This window comes from Verrucomicrobia bacterium CG1_02_43_26 (assembly GCA_001872735.1).
Taxonomy (GTDB): Bacteria; Verrucomicrobiota; Verrucomicrobiia; order Opitutales; family CG1-02-43-26; genus CG1-02-43-26.
Window position 1 is genome coordinate 70,423 of sequence record MNWT01000019.1, and the last position, 14,172, is coordinate 84,594.

Below are 14,172 nucleotides of genomic sequence, written 5' to 3' on the forward strand. Positions count from 1 at the left end.
TTTTTGAGAGAAAGTAAAAATAATACTTTACTTTTCAGTGAATCACTGAGATAATGTAATAACAAACTATTACAGTAGTATTCTATTACAGTTATGAAAAACCTTGAAAAAGATCTCTATAAAGCAATTACCAAACTTGATTCCGTTGAGGAGTGTTTTGCATTTTTTCGCGATCTCTGCACACCTGCAGAAATAGAAGCTATGAAGGGGCGTTGGCAGGTTGCCCAGATACTTGAGGAGGGCAAGCTTTCGTATCGAGACATACATCATGAGACCGGCGTCAGTATCGCCACCATCGGCCGTGTCGCTCGCTTCCTTAATCAGGAAAACTATAAGGGCTACCGAACTGTTCTCGATAAAATAAAAAACAAGCCATCATGAAACAATATATCATTTTCTTTTCTTTCCTATTAACGCTGTCTGTCTCTCTTTTTGGTAACACAAATGAACAAAAAAAACAGGTTACGATTGCTATCAGTCAAATTGTGGAGCACCCGGCGCTTGATGCTACGCGTGCGGGCATAGTAGATGAGTTGAGTGAATTTGCGGAACGTGAGGGTGTTGAGTATCGTTTCTTTTTTGAATCGGCTCAGGGGCAGACGTTGATCTCATCCCAAATTGCTCAAAAGTTTGCGGGCATGCGCCCGGATGTCATTGTAGCGATTCCCACGACAGCTGCCCAAGCCGCTGCTGCTGCTACTTCTCGAAACAAGGTGCCTGTTGTATTTAGTTCTGTAACCGATCCGTTAAAAGCGGGGCTCGTGAAATCGATTGAAAATCCGGGGCGTAACATCACAGGTGTATCAAACTTCATTCCTGCAGAGCCGCAGATTGAATTTTTCAAAACAGTGCTGCCAAATTTAAAGTCTATTGGTATTGTTTATAATCCAAGTGAAGTAAATTCTGTTGAACTCGTGAATATTTTTAAGGAATCTGCAAAAAAATATGGTATAATTGTCGAAACAGCTCCGGCAATGTTAACAACAGAGGTAGGTTTAGCAGCATCCGCTTTAACAAGCAAGGTAGACGCACTCTTTGTCACTAATGACAATACGGCGTTGTCTGCATTTGATTCTGTTGTACGCGAGGGCAACAAGGCAGGTATACCTGTATTCGTGAGTGATGTAGATGTTGTAGAGCGTGGAGCTTTGGCAGCATATGGTCCAAATCAATACGAGTTGGGTCGCCAAACCGCTAAAATGATTCTAAAAGTTATTAATGGCAACGATCCCGCCGGCATACCGGTTGAGTTTCCTGATGCTGCCGAAATATGGATCAATCTGGATGCGGCTAAAAAAATCAATCTTACACTTCCACAAGAGGTTATTCAAAACGCTGATGTTGTCCTTGGGCAAAGTTAACTAATTATCATGAATGTCTTACAACTCTTTGGCGCATTAGAACTCGGGCTTATTTATGGGATCGTTGCCCTGGCGGTTTATTTAACGTTTCGGGTGATCGATTTTAGGGATCTTACCGTAGATGGCTCACTGCCACTGGGAGCAGCGGTCTCTGCCATACTCATTATAAATGGTTATAACCCTTGGCTAGCATTGATCGCTTCGGGTATTGCCGGGGGAGTCGCCGGGTGGATAACGGGCGTTCTCAGCACACGTTTCAAAATAATGCCGCTGCTGGCGGGTATATTGACAATGACGGCTCTCTATTCCGTTAACATACGCATCATGGGGCGCCCTAACATCGCTTTACTCAACGATGAAACCATTTTTACGCATTCGAGTAACCCGATTATTATAACGCTCATAATCGTCTTAGTCGTCAAGGCTGCGATCATCTATTTAATGAACACGCAATACGCGCTTGGTCTACGCGCCATTGGTAAAAACCCACGGGTTTCTAGAGCCATGGGAGTGCGTGTAGGCTTTGGTATCAAAACTGTTCTTGCTGTCAGTAATGGTCTTGTTGCCTTAGCGGGTGGGCTGCTAGCACAGTTACAAGGGTTTGCAGATGTTTCCATGGGATTAGGCACACTGGTCGTTGGCTTGGTAGCAATTATCCTAGGGGAAAAGATTTTTAGAAATTTTTCCATCTCGGGTCTGCTTGTTAGCTGTCTTGTAGGTTCCATAATATATCGCTTGGCAATTTCATTTGCGTTAAACACACACCTGTTTGGCATGAAGGCATCAGACCTCAATCTCATAACGGCCGTCATTATCATTGTAACGATGATCCTCCCGGGTCTTAAAAAAAGAAAATCTTAATAGGTACACCCATGCTTGAAATTCACGATATACATGTCACGTTAAACGAGAGAACCCCTATTCAGAAAAAGATCCTCAATGGGATCACCCTCACCGTCAATCCCAATGAGGCCATCGCGGTTATTGGGGCTAATGGGAGCGGTAAAACCACTTTTATGAATGCGATTGCCGGCGAAGTTAAGATCAAATCCGGTAGCATTAAGATTGATAAAAAAAATGTCACCAAGTGGGATACTCAACAGCGTTCCGCAAGTGTCGCACGCGTCTTTCAAGACCCACTGGCGGGAACTTGCGGGGAGCTCACCATTGAAGAGAATCTGGCACTGGCTTATAACAGAGGCAAACCACGTAACTTTCTTCCCGCAATTACAAAAAGCATGAGAGAGCTTTTTAAGGAAAGCCTATCTGAGCTGAAGATGGGCTTGGAAAAACGATTGAAGGACCCCATGGAGCTCCTCTCCGGCGGCCAACGTCAAGCGATCAGCCTCGTCATGGCCACGCTACAACCCAGCCAGATCCTTTTATTAGACGAACCCACAGCCGCACTGGATCCCAAGATATCCACTAAAGTTCTTAATTTAGCCGATAAGCTCATCGAAAAATATTCGCTGACAACGCTTATGATCACCCACAGCATGCAGCAGGCTCTCACCTTTGGCTCACGTACGATTGTGCTTAGCCAGGGCAAAATCATCCGCAGTATATTAGCTGAAGAGCGCTCGAATATGACCGTTGCTGATTTGATGGCTATATTTGAAGAGTAAGGAACCAGCCTAGGAATAGCCCAAAAACTGTGCTTAAGTGCCCTGTGGCTTTAGTTTGTTGAGCTCATCTACCTTGATAGCAATCTCATCGCAGAGGCTTCCTATTAGCTTGATTAATAATGAGATCTTTTCTTCTTTATCATCACGCTTGAATGGTGATAAACCCAACGCTACAAGTTCTTTATAACTGCGAAGATCCCTTAAAACAACAGCTGCATAGCGTAATTCCTGTTCAGTGTATTTTGAAGCGAGTAGACTATATAAAAGGCTTTGAACATTTTCCAAAGAAAATGCATATCCATCTTCGACATCACGCAAGATCGTTTTCCTCACTACTATAAAAAGATTGTCATCGGCATCCTCTATCCAAGTTTCATTAAAATATAACTGGTGTAGTTTGGCTTGCTGGTTGAGGGGTAATAAACCGTAAAGGTTTACCTCTTTTTTTAATAAATTATAATTGAGCAGCATTTCCTTTAATGAATCATCTGTCTGCCTGGGCACAATAGGCTGATAAACCTCGACCAGTAGCTCATCCGTAGCTGGGCCTGCGAAATAATCTAAACATTTATTTATGCCACCCAAAATACTAGGAGGTTGTTGTTCATTATTATAATGGACTTGCACGTCATAGATTTCTTCTTTCTGTAAAAGGGTACAGTAATAAGCAAAATAGCTCATAACATCCGAATCCATGTTTTCCGCAATATTGGCCATCGCTTTTACCTGTAGGTTCATGCCCATTTCTTGCTTTGTATACTCCTCCATAAGGGGCATGATCGAGCAGATAGACGCGCGACAAAATTCAAGCAAAAATAAATCCGTTGCATTGCATCTATTTTTAATAACACACTCCAGAAGCCCGTGAGCCTTGCTCGATTGTTCTCTATTTTCAAATCCATTTTTCCAATTCATAAAGAACTTTTTTAAGGAATCGGATGTGATGGCCTGTTTTAAATCATGCTCAAGGAAAAGCATCACAATCTCTAAGATATCTTCTGGAGGTGTTACACAGGAGATCTCACTCCCAAAACAATAGACAATAGAGCCTTCAGGAAAATAGGATTTTTCACTATACGCTTCTCTTAAAGTAGCTAACCGCTCTTCACTCACAGTATTGCAAAAGGCGGTAGTGCCATCGTTTGCAATAACGGCTTCTTGATCTTCAATAACCAGGCTTTCTGCGTAACGAGAATCAAGCTTTTTCAATAAATTTTGCTGTTCTTTTGTTAGAACAACAAACCCTTCAATAGGGTCATCTCCTTCAAACATTGACCAATGGCCATAGGAATTAGATAAAAGGTTATAGAGAACATAGGCGGAAAGTATTGCATCGTAATTCGTCAAGGTGTCCTCCGTGGGATTCAAAAACAAATAAAGGCTGTTTAACGTACGCGTATAGAGATAAGCAAATATGCCTAACTCTTTGTCGGTTGATTGCTTTTCCTTGGGAAGCGCCTGGTTTATTTTTTTGATTTCAGAGAATACCTTGCCATAAATACTTTCATTATATTTTAAGCCGTAATAATTTTTAAGAGCAGGAAATTCAATTCCATGGAACAAGTCCGATAATTTTAGATTCTTTTCACCTGTGCCTAGCTTGCTTGAAATGAGGTCACATTTTCTATTGGCAAAATCGTATTTACAGTTTACTAAAGCGTCCTCGTAGGGTTTGATGACCGATGTACCTAAGGCAGCCTTATAAAAATCGCTATTTACGGGATTACGCAGAATTTCCAATATTTCATCGTAAGTCAGGTAGTTTAGTATGTTTGTTAAGCAATCAGGATCTCTGTCTGCAAGCGTCTTAAAGGTTGTCAGACCTCTGTTTTTTTCTAAACACACGGAAGCATCCCCTTTGGGTACGGCTACCGGCTTAACCTTCTTAAAGAGGGGCTTCCCGTTTACATCATAGGCCAAATCTTCTCTTTCTTTTCGCTTCTTTGTCGGCTGACTTCCAATATTGCTTGTATTATTTTCCATATAAATTAATTAAAGTAGGCAATTACCATATATTGTAATTAAATTCATTGCAATATATAATTATGCTAACTTCCCCACCTTACCTTAGAAATTTTTCAACGAAGGCCAATTTACCCAATAAACACTTTATTCAACTGATCGAGAACCCATTGATGCACGGAGAATTTTGCTTTTTTGCAGGCTAACAGTTCTTTAATTTGATCTGAAAGGCCTTTTACGCGTAGATTATTTTTGGCATCTTTAATAGCCTTTTCCAGTTCCGTTGAAAGAGCTTTTGTTGTGGCCTTGCCTTGTATGTACTCGGGGTACATTCCTTTATTTAAGAGGATGTTGGCAATACCAAGGTAGGGGATCTTGATAAGCATACGCCCTAAGAGGTAGGTAAATAAATTTGCTTTGTAAACCACCACGCCAGGCACACCTTCTATCGAACATTGTAGGGAAATAGTTCCGGAACTCATCAGAACGGCTTTAGCAGTCACCATCTCATCACTGCGAAGGAAGGATACCTGGTCTACTAATGTCGGAAAATCGGTCTCTAAAATATCTTTTAAAATATTATGTAAAAAGGGAGTAGGGTAGAGCACAACGGCTTTCTCGTCCGGCATCGTTCTTTTCAACCTTAAGAATGCATCCAGCATGAGGGGAAAGATGCGCTTTACGGCAGCTTTACGGCTTCCGGGAAGTAACAGCACGCGACCGTTTTTATCATACAATATGTTATTATGAAAGTGCTTGTCTATAAAAGGGTGGCCAACGAATTGAACGTCCAAATCAGTATCCTTGTAGCAAGCCACTTCGAAAGGGAAAATGACGGCCAGGGAGTCCAAATACTTTGCCATTGCAAATCGTCTCTTTGCTTTCCAGGCCCATATCTGTGGGCTAATGTAGTACAATAGACGAATAGCTCCACCGGCTTTGTGCGCCAGCTTTTCTTCATAGAGGGCTTTGGCTAGGCGTAGATTAAATCCCGGATAATCTACAAAACAGACCGCCTTGGGTTTGTGTTCTCTAATCCAATTGAGCGTTTCGGAGAATATTCGTTTAAAGAAGCCATAATGTTTTAAGACTTCGAAGAATCCCACAACAGAGGCTTCGGTAAGATCGAACAATAGCTTAGCACCGGCTGCTTTAAGTTCTCCTCCTCCGATTGCGTAAATGTTTAAGCTCGGGTTTGCCGCTCTCAAATTTCGCACCATAGCGGCTGCGTGCTCATCTCCGGAATGCTCTCCGGCAATAATCAGTAGATCTACACTTCCCTCTACGGGTGCGTTAAAAGCGCTATGCAAATTTGTTATCTTGCTCACGTATTTGTTGTGTTATTTCAATAGCTACTTCGAGGGCAGAGGTACCTAATGTCACGCCGACTTTAGGATCTGTTCCTTTTTCAACACAATCAATAAAAGCTGCGAGCTCTATTTTCAAGGCTTCACCGCGCTCAATGGGAACATCTTCGCGCGTCAAATTATCGTTATCTTTATATAAAATATGACCCTTTTGGTTCATAAAATCTAAGGACAAATACTTGTGCGCTTGGAATACCCGAATTTCGCGGATCTTCTTTAAACTCACGCGACTTGTATTCAAATTAGCCACACAACCGTTTTGAAACGTAATACGAGCATTGGCAATATCTTCATGCTGAGATAATACATTCACGCCGATGGACTCAATTCTGGCAATAGGAGAGTTCACTAACTGCAAGATCACCCCAATGTCATGGATCATCAAATCTAATACTACGCCTACTTCTGTTCCTCTTGGATTAAACGGTGCGAGGCGATCTGCCGTTATAAAACGTGGCTCGTTTACAAATTCCTCCAGAAAGTTCATTACCGGGTTGTAGTGCTCTATATGGCCTACTTGTACCATACATTTATTGCGTTTGGCCAATTGTAGTATGCAACTAGCTTCTTCTAGCGATACACATAAAGGCTTTTCAATTAACAGATGGCAACCGGCTTCCAGTAAGGGCATCGCTACTTCGCAATGCTTGTCTGTAGGCACAACGACACTGACGGCATCACAGGCTTTCCCCAGCTCTTTAATACTGGCGAAGCGTTGGCAATTGTAGAGGGAACAGATTTCATTCGCCTTTTCGTCATCGACTTCGCAAATTCCAACCAGCTCACACTGTTCCAAATCGTTATAAATACGAGCATGCTGCTTGCCTAGATAACCTACGCCAGCCACACCACATTTGATTTTTGCTTCTTTACCCATTTTTTTAAAACAAGATAACGATTTTCTCACAAACATGCTCACTTAATCAAGCATGCATTTGCAATTCATACACATTATACCCAGAGGAATTTTCTTAGACAAAGCGTCCTCTCCCTAAAGCATTATGAATTAAGCGTATACAATAAAATAATATCATACAATTATTTTAATTAAAATTAATGCTTGATTTAATATTAAATTAATATATTATTTAATTCTATGAAAACAAAACTATTATCAATATTAATTGTAGTCGGTTGTGCCCTAACGGGACTCCTCAATGCAGCAATGCACCCCCTAACAATAACCTCAAACATAGATGAACCGCTAACGGCTAAAGTCGAACTGCAGGAATGCGTCGGCAGAGACATTTGTCTTCTCATGCATATCGAGAACGATAAAGGCGTTATCACCGAAATCCCGGTTGAAAAATATTTAAAAGGACCTCTTTTAGAATATACAGATGTGTATACACAAAAGGGTGTTTTTGTTTTTTATGATCAAAACAACAATGCTCTAGCTGCGATTCACTTGAAGGATAAACAAGATCGCAAGGAAGCACAGTTGAAAAATGGCAAATATGTCGTCTTCGAATTCTCTTCTGCGCCTAGTACGACACTGCTCGGTAAGCAACAAGGAGAAGTGGATATTCTAGGTATTGAAGATTACATGATCTACACGATCAATATCAGATATCTAAATGATGCGGAAAACTTGAACAACCGCAGCAATGACCCTTCTGAAGTAGGCTTGCCATCAAATTCTTAAACAAATAAACAACAATATGAAAAGGGGAGATACTAAAAATATCTCCCCCTTTTTTTTATTATTCAATTTCTTTCAATTCGACAGGATCTTTTGGATGCTTTGGCTCTTTAATAAAGAGACACACGACGGCCGCAATCGCTAACATAACGGGGATCACTATCAAGGCACTTCGGAAATCAGTAGCCGTGTTATAGAAGCAGTTAATTGGGCCTAAACTCAAATCCATACGAGATTTTGTTTGCAGGATGTAGCCCACAACCGGTTGAAAAACCCCACCCAAAAGCATTACAATCATATTGGTAACACCGATTGCTGTTCCTTTGGCGTAATCCGGGTTGGCTTCAATGTTAGCCACAAAACACGCTACCTGGGTGGATGCAACTAGACCGGCGCAAAAGAGAAGCACCTTAAGGACACCAATCGGCAGGCTAGGGAATAAAATGAGCCCCCAGAAAAGGATCGCAGAAATAACCGATCCCCAAAACATAGGCATCTTGCGCTTACCCACTTTATCTGAAAACCAGCCCGCAAAAGGTGCGCCAATCATCCATCCCCAATATAATAGAGCAACAGCATTGGCTGCAACAGACTTAGGAACATCAGACACATGCATAATGTACTGAACCCCCCACAGGTCTCCAAACACGGAAAGGGAAAGATATAGGCAGCTACCTACGATGCCGATGTACCAGGTTTGCCTGTTCTTGAGGACAACTTTTAGGCTATGGAAAAACTTATGCTCAACATTGTACTCCCTTCTCTCCTCTTCCCAATAGGGTGTTTTGGGAATCGTCATCAGCAAAAGCAAGGCCACTCCTAGACCGATAATGCCGGACCAGAAAAAGGCATCTTGCCACCCTAGGCTGTCCACAAAAGGTGCTAAAACTGCCCCTCCCATAATAGCGCCTAACATACCTAAAGTAGTCGTCAAGCCGGAGAAGAAGGCCACGTGGCGCGATGGATGCCACACCGTCACTAAATACATAACGCCCACAAATGCAAACGCCGAGCCCAAGCCCATGAAGAACCTGGCCAATGTCAAAACGGCTATATGATTACCCATGTAGGCCGGCAAGATACAACCGAGCGCGACAATTAGGGTTGCGGGGACAAGCAGGCGTTTTCCGCCATAACGGTCAAATAAAACCCCCACAAACAACTGTAAAGGTGCGTATATATAGTAATAAGTAGCGAGTGATGCTGATAGATCTCCTACATTAACATTGTAGAATTCGCTTAACTCACTCTTCATCACACTTGGAGCGACTCGTACTAAGTATTCGTACAGATAGAACAGTGCCGCTACAATCCAGATGATCCATCCCTTAAACCTTATATTCGGTATTGGGCTATGCCTAGGGTGGAAGTGTTTTTCTTTCATGCTCGCTTATCGTTTGCCTAAAGTTTGAGTCGATTGTGGTAAATTTAAGAAGAAACGTCAATTTTTTATTCCCAAAAACCCTTACAAAGCCGGCTGTGGAAGCAATGACAACATCAATTTACCTTAGACAGTGTAAAGAAGGTTGCCAGCAATGGGTTTATGTATTACACACATTATCTTATGCAAGAAAAACGTGCTGTATTGCTATTAAATTTGGGTTCCCCTGCATCAACAAGTGTACCCGATGTACGGGCTTATTTAAAACAGTTTCTGTGGGATGAACGTGTTCTAAACAGCTCGGCACTTGTCCGTTGGCTTGTTCTTAACGTGTTTATTTTACCGAGACGGCCAGCAAAGTCTGCTGAAGCTTATGAAAAGATTTGGACAAAAGAGGGCTCCCCGTTGATCACTGAAAGCAAACGGCTTCAAGAGAACTTGCAGAAAATTTTAGACCTACCTATCCTGCTGGGTATGCGCTACGGAAAGCCTTCTACAGGGGAAGCCATTGAGCGGCTAAAACAACAGGGCATTGAGGAAGTTTTTGTAATGCCCTTATACCCGCATTACGCTATGTCCAGCTACGAAACGGCAGTAGTCCATACCAGAGAAGAGATTGGCCGCATCTACCCACAGCTAAAGGCAAATTTTTTACAACCCTTTTATCAAGATGCAGGCTATATTGATGCGCTTGTTGAAAATGCAAAGCCTTTTATGGAAGAGGATTTTGACCATTTACTCTTTTCCTTTCACGGAATTCCGGAAAGCCATTTACGCACCGCAGATTCCTCTAAGGCACATTGTTTAATGGTCAACGACTGCTGCAAGACCTGTAGCCCAGTACAATCCACCTGCTACAAACACCAATGCCTGATGACCGTAAAGCGGTTCATAGAAAAGACAGGATTAGATGAAAGCAAGTACAGTATTTCTTTTCAATCCCGTTTGGGGAGAGAACCTTGGCTAAAACCATACACGGATCATGTCCTTGAGGAATTGCCGAAAAGGGGAGTGAAGAAGCTCCTAGTAATGTGCCCTTCTTTTGTGGCAGATTGTTTGGAAACGCTTGAGGAGATTACTATGTCTGGTCGCGATTCCTTCATAGGAGCAGGCGGTGAAGAATTCGCACAAATTCCTTGTCTCAATAACCACCCAAAATGGATTGAGTATTTGGCGGAAGAAATCAGGCAGTGGCATGAGAAAGAAGTACCGGAATTAGTCTAAAGCTAGACTATATCCAAATTCACCATCTTAGCGCTTCGAGATACGGGCAAACATGCCTGTAACGAGATAAGTCGCTAAGCGTGTAAACTATTGCCTTGATGTAGACAGGTCTAACCGCCGACCTCCAAAATGCATACACCTGTATTATTACAAGTCTACAACAATAAAAATCTTGCAAGAATTTAAGGCGTAAAACAAAATACTACATCTTAATAAATACAAATAATAATAATTAAATGAATAATAGTAGAATTGGAAACCTTTTAAATTACAATAAATCAGAAAAAGAATGCCTTCTAAAAAATCATGAGATTAATAATTCCAGGTTAAAAGCTAAGACAAGCCCTCGCGAAACTGATCTCGTAATATTTTTGGGGCATAAAAAATATGTTTTTCAAAGCAGGTATTTGAAGAGTATGCTAAAGGAGGTCATGGATGGAAAAATATCAGCTAAAAGCGCACTTTTTTCTATCAAAAAACATTACCTTGATGACAGCGGACAAACTAAAAAGGCACAAGAAGCTCTTGTAGACGTTTTTCCCGAAATAGAGTTTTTCGAAGATATCATCCAGAATCAGGAAAATATATCTATTGGACAAAATTCGTATTCGGGATTTAAATACGATTTCGAGAACTATAATGGCAAAGATTTATTTGATGAAATCGTAATTGATTGCTTGCAATGCATAGCTAATTGCGATGATGACACCGAGGCGTCAGCGGTTCAAATCATTGGTCTACTCGAAGATCGCATAACCGATATAAGAAAGCTTAATACGCAACAGCAAGCGAGGATAAACGACTTGATCGGCTCGTTACTGCAGGACTACAAGAAGAGTAAACTGGAAGACATTTTTCATTATGATACCCATCTGTCTACTGTGGGTATATATCTAGCCGTTACACAGGATTCATACCTAGCTCTGAAATATTTTCTAGAAACAGAAGAGGGTACTTACGACCTAAATTTCCAGGACAAGACAAGCGGTGATAATCTTTTGATCACTGCGGTTTGCCACAAAAGTGAAGATTGTTTGGAAATACTTATAAATGAAAGGAAAAAGCACGGCAAAAGCGTTGATATGCCCATTAATAAGAATGGAGAAACAGCATTCTTATTAAGCGCTAAACTAGGTTTTTTTAATGCTTTTGAACTGCTTTGCAAAGCAGGGGCAGATACGACTAAATTGACTAACTCTGGCATGGATTGGCTTTACCTAGCACTGTCTAGTAAAGACAACAGCTTTATCGAAAAAATTTTGCAGGAAAACGAACACCTTCCTGACCCCCTTTGTTCTAAGGTAATTCAACAGTCCAAGGGCATCTTGGAATATGCCTCTATATTTTCATGCGATGATCTTGTGATAAAAAATTTGCCTAAGGAGAAATTGCAGATCTCTCAACTCATCTTCAAGTTGCATTTTTTAGGACTTATATTGTCTAAAGCCAGTGGTTCTATCGGTAGCGTCAGCAGGGCTGTTCTTTCGGACTATCTAAAAAAATATGCTGATTTAAGGCAGAATGCTATCGCGAAAAACCTTAAAGTGGTTATTGAAAACGAAGGTCATTGGGTGAATTTAACAACGCATCCGAAAAACAACCCCATAAAGGAAAAATGCCGATGCGTTAACCTCATGTTTAACGACCTTAATCGACACACCAAAGCGTATATAGCACTCGATAATAATCCGAACTCGAATGATGAAAAATTTATCATAGATTGTAACGGGGGCGCTGAACCCGTGAAATTAGAAAGTACAACAAAAATAACCGGTTTTTTAACTGAAAAAAAGAAATCCATCGGAAAAGAGTGTTCGGGTGTGACTGTTTTCAAAGTTGTACAATTGAATGAAGAAGATAATTCCTTTAAGGAAAAAATTAAAGCGGCTAGGGAGAAAAGTCATTATATTGAAAAAAACTTACAGTTGATTTTCAAGAAACATGTCGTAGAAAAACGTCAAGCAACCGGTAATTGTACTTATTTTAGCCCGATGTTGGCCTTAAGCACACTGTGGGGAGTAATAGACTTAGAGCAAAGGGGTGTTTCATGGGAAGCCAATTCCGCTTATTTTCAAAAACTTAAAGCAGCATGTGCTAAACAAGAAAATTATCAAGCATTTGAATCATGGCTATCTAAAACTGTCTTAAAAGAGGCCATGGAGATCTACAGCAAAATGGATGTGGAGCAATTTAAGGAAAAATATCCTCAGCTGTATATTGAAAAGATTGATATATTAACCCGCTCTTTAGCGCAACTTATAATAGACAGTAAAAACCAAAAGGACTTAGCCGAAATTGTAGCCTTAATTCCGGGTAATTTATTCCAAGCTGTTTTTTCTCGAATGTACAGCCATTCGGATCAAAAACTGCCAGAGCCATTTCTTATTTACCTAGCTTATAACCATTCAAAAAAGTTTAGCAAAATACTGCAAATCGTCAGCCAAGAGCAGGTAGAAAAGCTACTTTCCATAGAGGATATATTGGGAATAAGCCTTTTGGATCATATTTCTATGGATGCAGATCTGCTAGGCAAATTCTCCAATAAGGCACAGGCCATAATCGAAAAACTACTACAGGAAGAAGTGCCTACAAATTTGATTACGTTTAATCTTAAGAAAAGGAAACAATCATTCGGGGATTCAAGCATAACCAAAAAGAGCAAGTGCGAATTACCATTCTTTAATGATTTTAAATAATATAAAGCCATCGGATAGCATATATTTTATACAAATTACTGCAAACGGTTTTCTTGACAGTTTCGTATCTTGCCTTAAGTATATAGGCTAATATGGCAAATTACCTTGAAGAAACCCGCACACTCCTATGGATGGGCACCGTGCTTTATGGGCTAGCTTTTATTTTCGCGTTAGCTTCGCTTATTTTAGAGCGGCATTATAGCAGAATGATCTTTTACACGCTGCTCGTTGGTGGGTTCTTCTTTCAAGGAATAGGCCTTTACCTGCGTGGGTTGACGTTCTTTGCGTTGCCGTTGACAAATCCCATGGAAATCGTGCAGGTCATCTCCTGGTCTTCGATGCTACTCATTCTAATGGTTCAGATGTCCTTTAGGCTCGTGTTGCTGGGCTTTTTTGGAACAGCTATGTCTACCATCCTCGGGCTCCTTTCTCTTTCCATTGCAGGCTGGGATTACCCAAACCTGGCATCCTCTTTCGCAAACCCCTGGATAGAGTTTCACGCAGCGCTGGCTATTTTTGCTTATGGTGTTTTCGGAATCTTAGCAATCAATGCCCTGATGTACTTACTGCAACATTACGGCCTAACTCATAAACGCTTTGGAGGGCTTTTCGCTTTATTACCTTCGTTGCAGCAACTAGATGACTTAATGACTCGTCTGTTATTAATGGGGGTAACTGTTTTTACCGTAGCGTTATTCTTGGGAACGCTGACTTGGGTGAGCGACTATAAAAGTGTCAGTTTCCACACATTGGTGTACTCATGGGTCTTATGGATATCCTATTTCTCCATTCTTATTCTTAAGGAAAAGAAACGCTGGATGAGCCGTAACGTGGGCTGGGCTTGCTTGATATTATTTTTATTCGTACTGGTTTCACTTTGGCCGATTCATACGTACTAGATTGATTTTTAGGGA

12 protein-coding genes are annotated in these 14,172 nt (G+C 41.1%); 8 read left to right on the forward strand and 4 right to left on the reverse strand.

Annotated features, from left to right (window positions below; translation table 11 throughout):
* Nucleotides 1-93 precede the first annotated feature (93 nt).
* The 4 genes from AUJ82_07140 to AUJ82_07155 are packed head-to-tail and all read left to right on the forward strand — an operon-like array spanning nt 94 to nt 2,986.
* Nucleotides 94-381 (forward strand): hypothetical protein, encoded by a 288-nt coding sequence (locus AUJ82_07140; GenBank protein ID OIO59032.1) that lies wholly within the window; start codon nt 94-96, stop codon nt 379-381.
* A complete protein-coding gene (locus tag AUJ82_07145) occupies nt 378-1,361 on the forward strand; it encodes a hypothetical protein (protein OIO59033.1) in 984 nt (327 codons plus the stop codon). The genes AUJ82_07140 and AUJ82_07145 overlap by 4 nt, the downstream gene beginning before the upstream one ends.
* A gap of 6 nt (nt 1,362-1,367) precedes the next feature.
* Nucleotides 1,368-2,222: an ABC transporter permease gene (locus AUJ82_07150; GenBank protein OIO59034.1), complete on the forward strand. Its 855-nt coding sequence runs from the start codon at nt 1,368-1,370 to the stop codon at nt 2,220-2,222.
* Nucleotides 2,223-2,233: 11 nt separating this feature from the next.
* Nucleotides 2,234-2,986, forward strand: coding sequence for an ABC transporter ATP-binding protein (locus AUJ82_07155; GenBank protein OIO59035.1), 753 nt, complete (start codon nt 2,234-2,236; stop codon nt 2,984-2,986).
* A 33-nt stretch (nt 2,987-3,019) separates the two neighbouring features.
* On the opposite strand, the gene AUJ82_07160 is transcribed toward AUJ82_07155, so the two are convergent.
* From AUJ82_07160 to AUJ82_07170, 3 genes are all read right to left on the reverse strand, one after another.
* Entirely contained in the window at nt 3,020-4,969 is a 1,950-nt protein-coding gene (locus AUJ82_07160) for a hypothetical protein (protein ID OIO59036.1), read from the reverse strand.
* 110 nt (nt 4,970-5,079) lie between these two features.
* A complete protein-coding gene (locus AUJ82_07165; GenBank protein ID OIO59037.1) occupies nt 5,080-6,276 on the reverse strand; it encodes a lipid-A-disaccharide synthase in 1,197 nt (398 codons plus the stop codon).
* Nucleotides 6,251-7,192, reverse strand: coding sequence for an oxidoreductase (locus AUJ82_07170; protein OIO59066.1), 942 nt, complete (start codon nt 7,190-7,192; stop codon nt 6,251-6,253). The genes AUJ82_07165 and AUJ82_07170 overlap by 26 nt, the downstream gene beginning before the upstream one ends.
* Before the next feature lie 219 nt (nt 7,193-7,411).
* Between AUJ82_07170 and AUJ82_07175 the strand changes: the two genes are divergently transcribed.
* A complete protein-coding gene (locus tag AUJ82_07175; GenBank protein OIO59038.1) occupies nt 7,412-7,960 on the forward strand; it encodes a hypothetical protein in 549 nt (182 codons plus the stop codon).
* Nucleotides 7,961-8,018: 58 nt separating this feature from the next.
* Here the strand turns inward: AUJ82_07175 and AUJ82_07180 are convergent, their stop codons facing one another.
* The gene (locus AUJ82_07180) at nt 8,019-9,212 is read right to left on the reverse strand and encodes a hypothetical protein (GenBank protein ID OIO59039.1); all 1,194 of its coding nucleotides are present in this window, start codon (nt 9,210-9,212) and stop codon (nt 8,019-8,021) included.
* Nucleotides 9,213-9,521: 309 nt separating this feature from the next.
* On the opposite strand from AUJ82_07180, the gene AUJ82_07185 reads away from it, so the two are divergent.
* The 3 genes from AUJ82_07185 to AUJ82_07195 all read left to right on the forward strand — a co-directional run bounded on the left by AUJ82_07185 (nt 9,522) and on the right by AUJ82_07195 (nt 14,157).
* Nucleotides 9,522-10,562: a ferrochelatase gene (locus tag AUJ82_07185; protein OIO59040.1), complete on the forward strand. Its 1,041-nt coding sequence runs from the start codon at nt 9,522-9,524 to the stop codon at nt 10,560-10,562.
* Between the two features lie 236 nt (nt 10,563-10,798).
* Entirely contained in the window at nt 10,799-13,258 is a 2,460-nt protein-coding gene (locus AUJ82_07190) for a hypothetical protein (GenBank protein OIO59041.1), read from the forward strand.
* A 92-nt stretch (nt 13,259-13,350) separates the two neighbouring features.
* Complete coding sequence (locus AUJ82_07195) at nt 13,351-14,157, forward strand: hypothetical protein (protein OIO59042.1); 807 nt, start codon at nt 13,351-13,353, stop codon at nt 14,155-14,157.
* The last annotated feature ends 15 nt before the right edge of the window (nt 14,158-14,172 follow it).

Bases quoted from the DNA above. Each gene is read 5' to 3' on its own strand.
- AUJ82_07160 (OIO59036.1), bottom strand. From the start codon at position 4,969: ATGGAAAATAATACAAGCAATATTGGAAGTCAGCCGACAAAGAAGCGA.
- AUJ82_07180 (OIO59039.1), bottom strand. From the start codon at position 9,212: ATGAAGAGTGAGTTAAGCGAATTCTACAATGTTAATGTAGGAGATCTA.
- AUJ82_07155 (OIO59035.1), top strand. From the start codon at position 2,234: ATGCTTGAAATTCACGATATACATGTCACGTTAAACGAGAGAACCCCT.
- AUJ82_07175 (OIO59038.1), top strand. From the start codon at position 7,412: ATGAAAACAAAACTATTATCAATATTAATTGTAGTCGGTTGTGCCCTA.
- AUJ82_07190 (OIO59041.1), top strand. From the start codon at position 10,799: ATGAATAATAGTAGAATTGGAAACCTTTTAAATTACAATAAATCAGAA.
- AUJ82_07170 (OIO59066.1), bottom strand. From the start codon at position 7,192: ATGGGTAAAGAAGCAAAAATCAAATGTGGTGTGGCTGGCGTAGGTTAT.
- AUJ82_07145 (OIO59033.1), top strand. From the start codon at position 378: ATGAAACAATATATCATTTTCTTTTCTTTCCTATTAACGCTGTCTGTC.
- AUJ82_07140 (OIO59032.1), top strand. From the start codon at position 94: ATGAAAAACCTTGAAAAAGATCTCTATAAAGCAATTACCAAACTTGAT.
- AUJ82_07195 (OIO59042.1), top strand. From the start codon at position 13,351: ATGGCAAATTACCTTGAAGAAACCCGCACACTCCTATGGATGGGCACC.
- AUJ82_07185 (OIO59040.1), top strand. From the start codon at position 9,522: ATGCAAGAAAAACGTGCTGTATTGCTATTAAATTTGGGTTCCCCTGCA.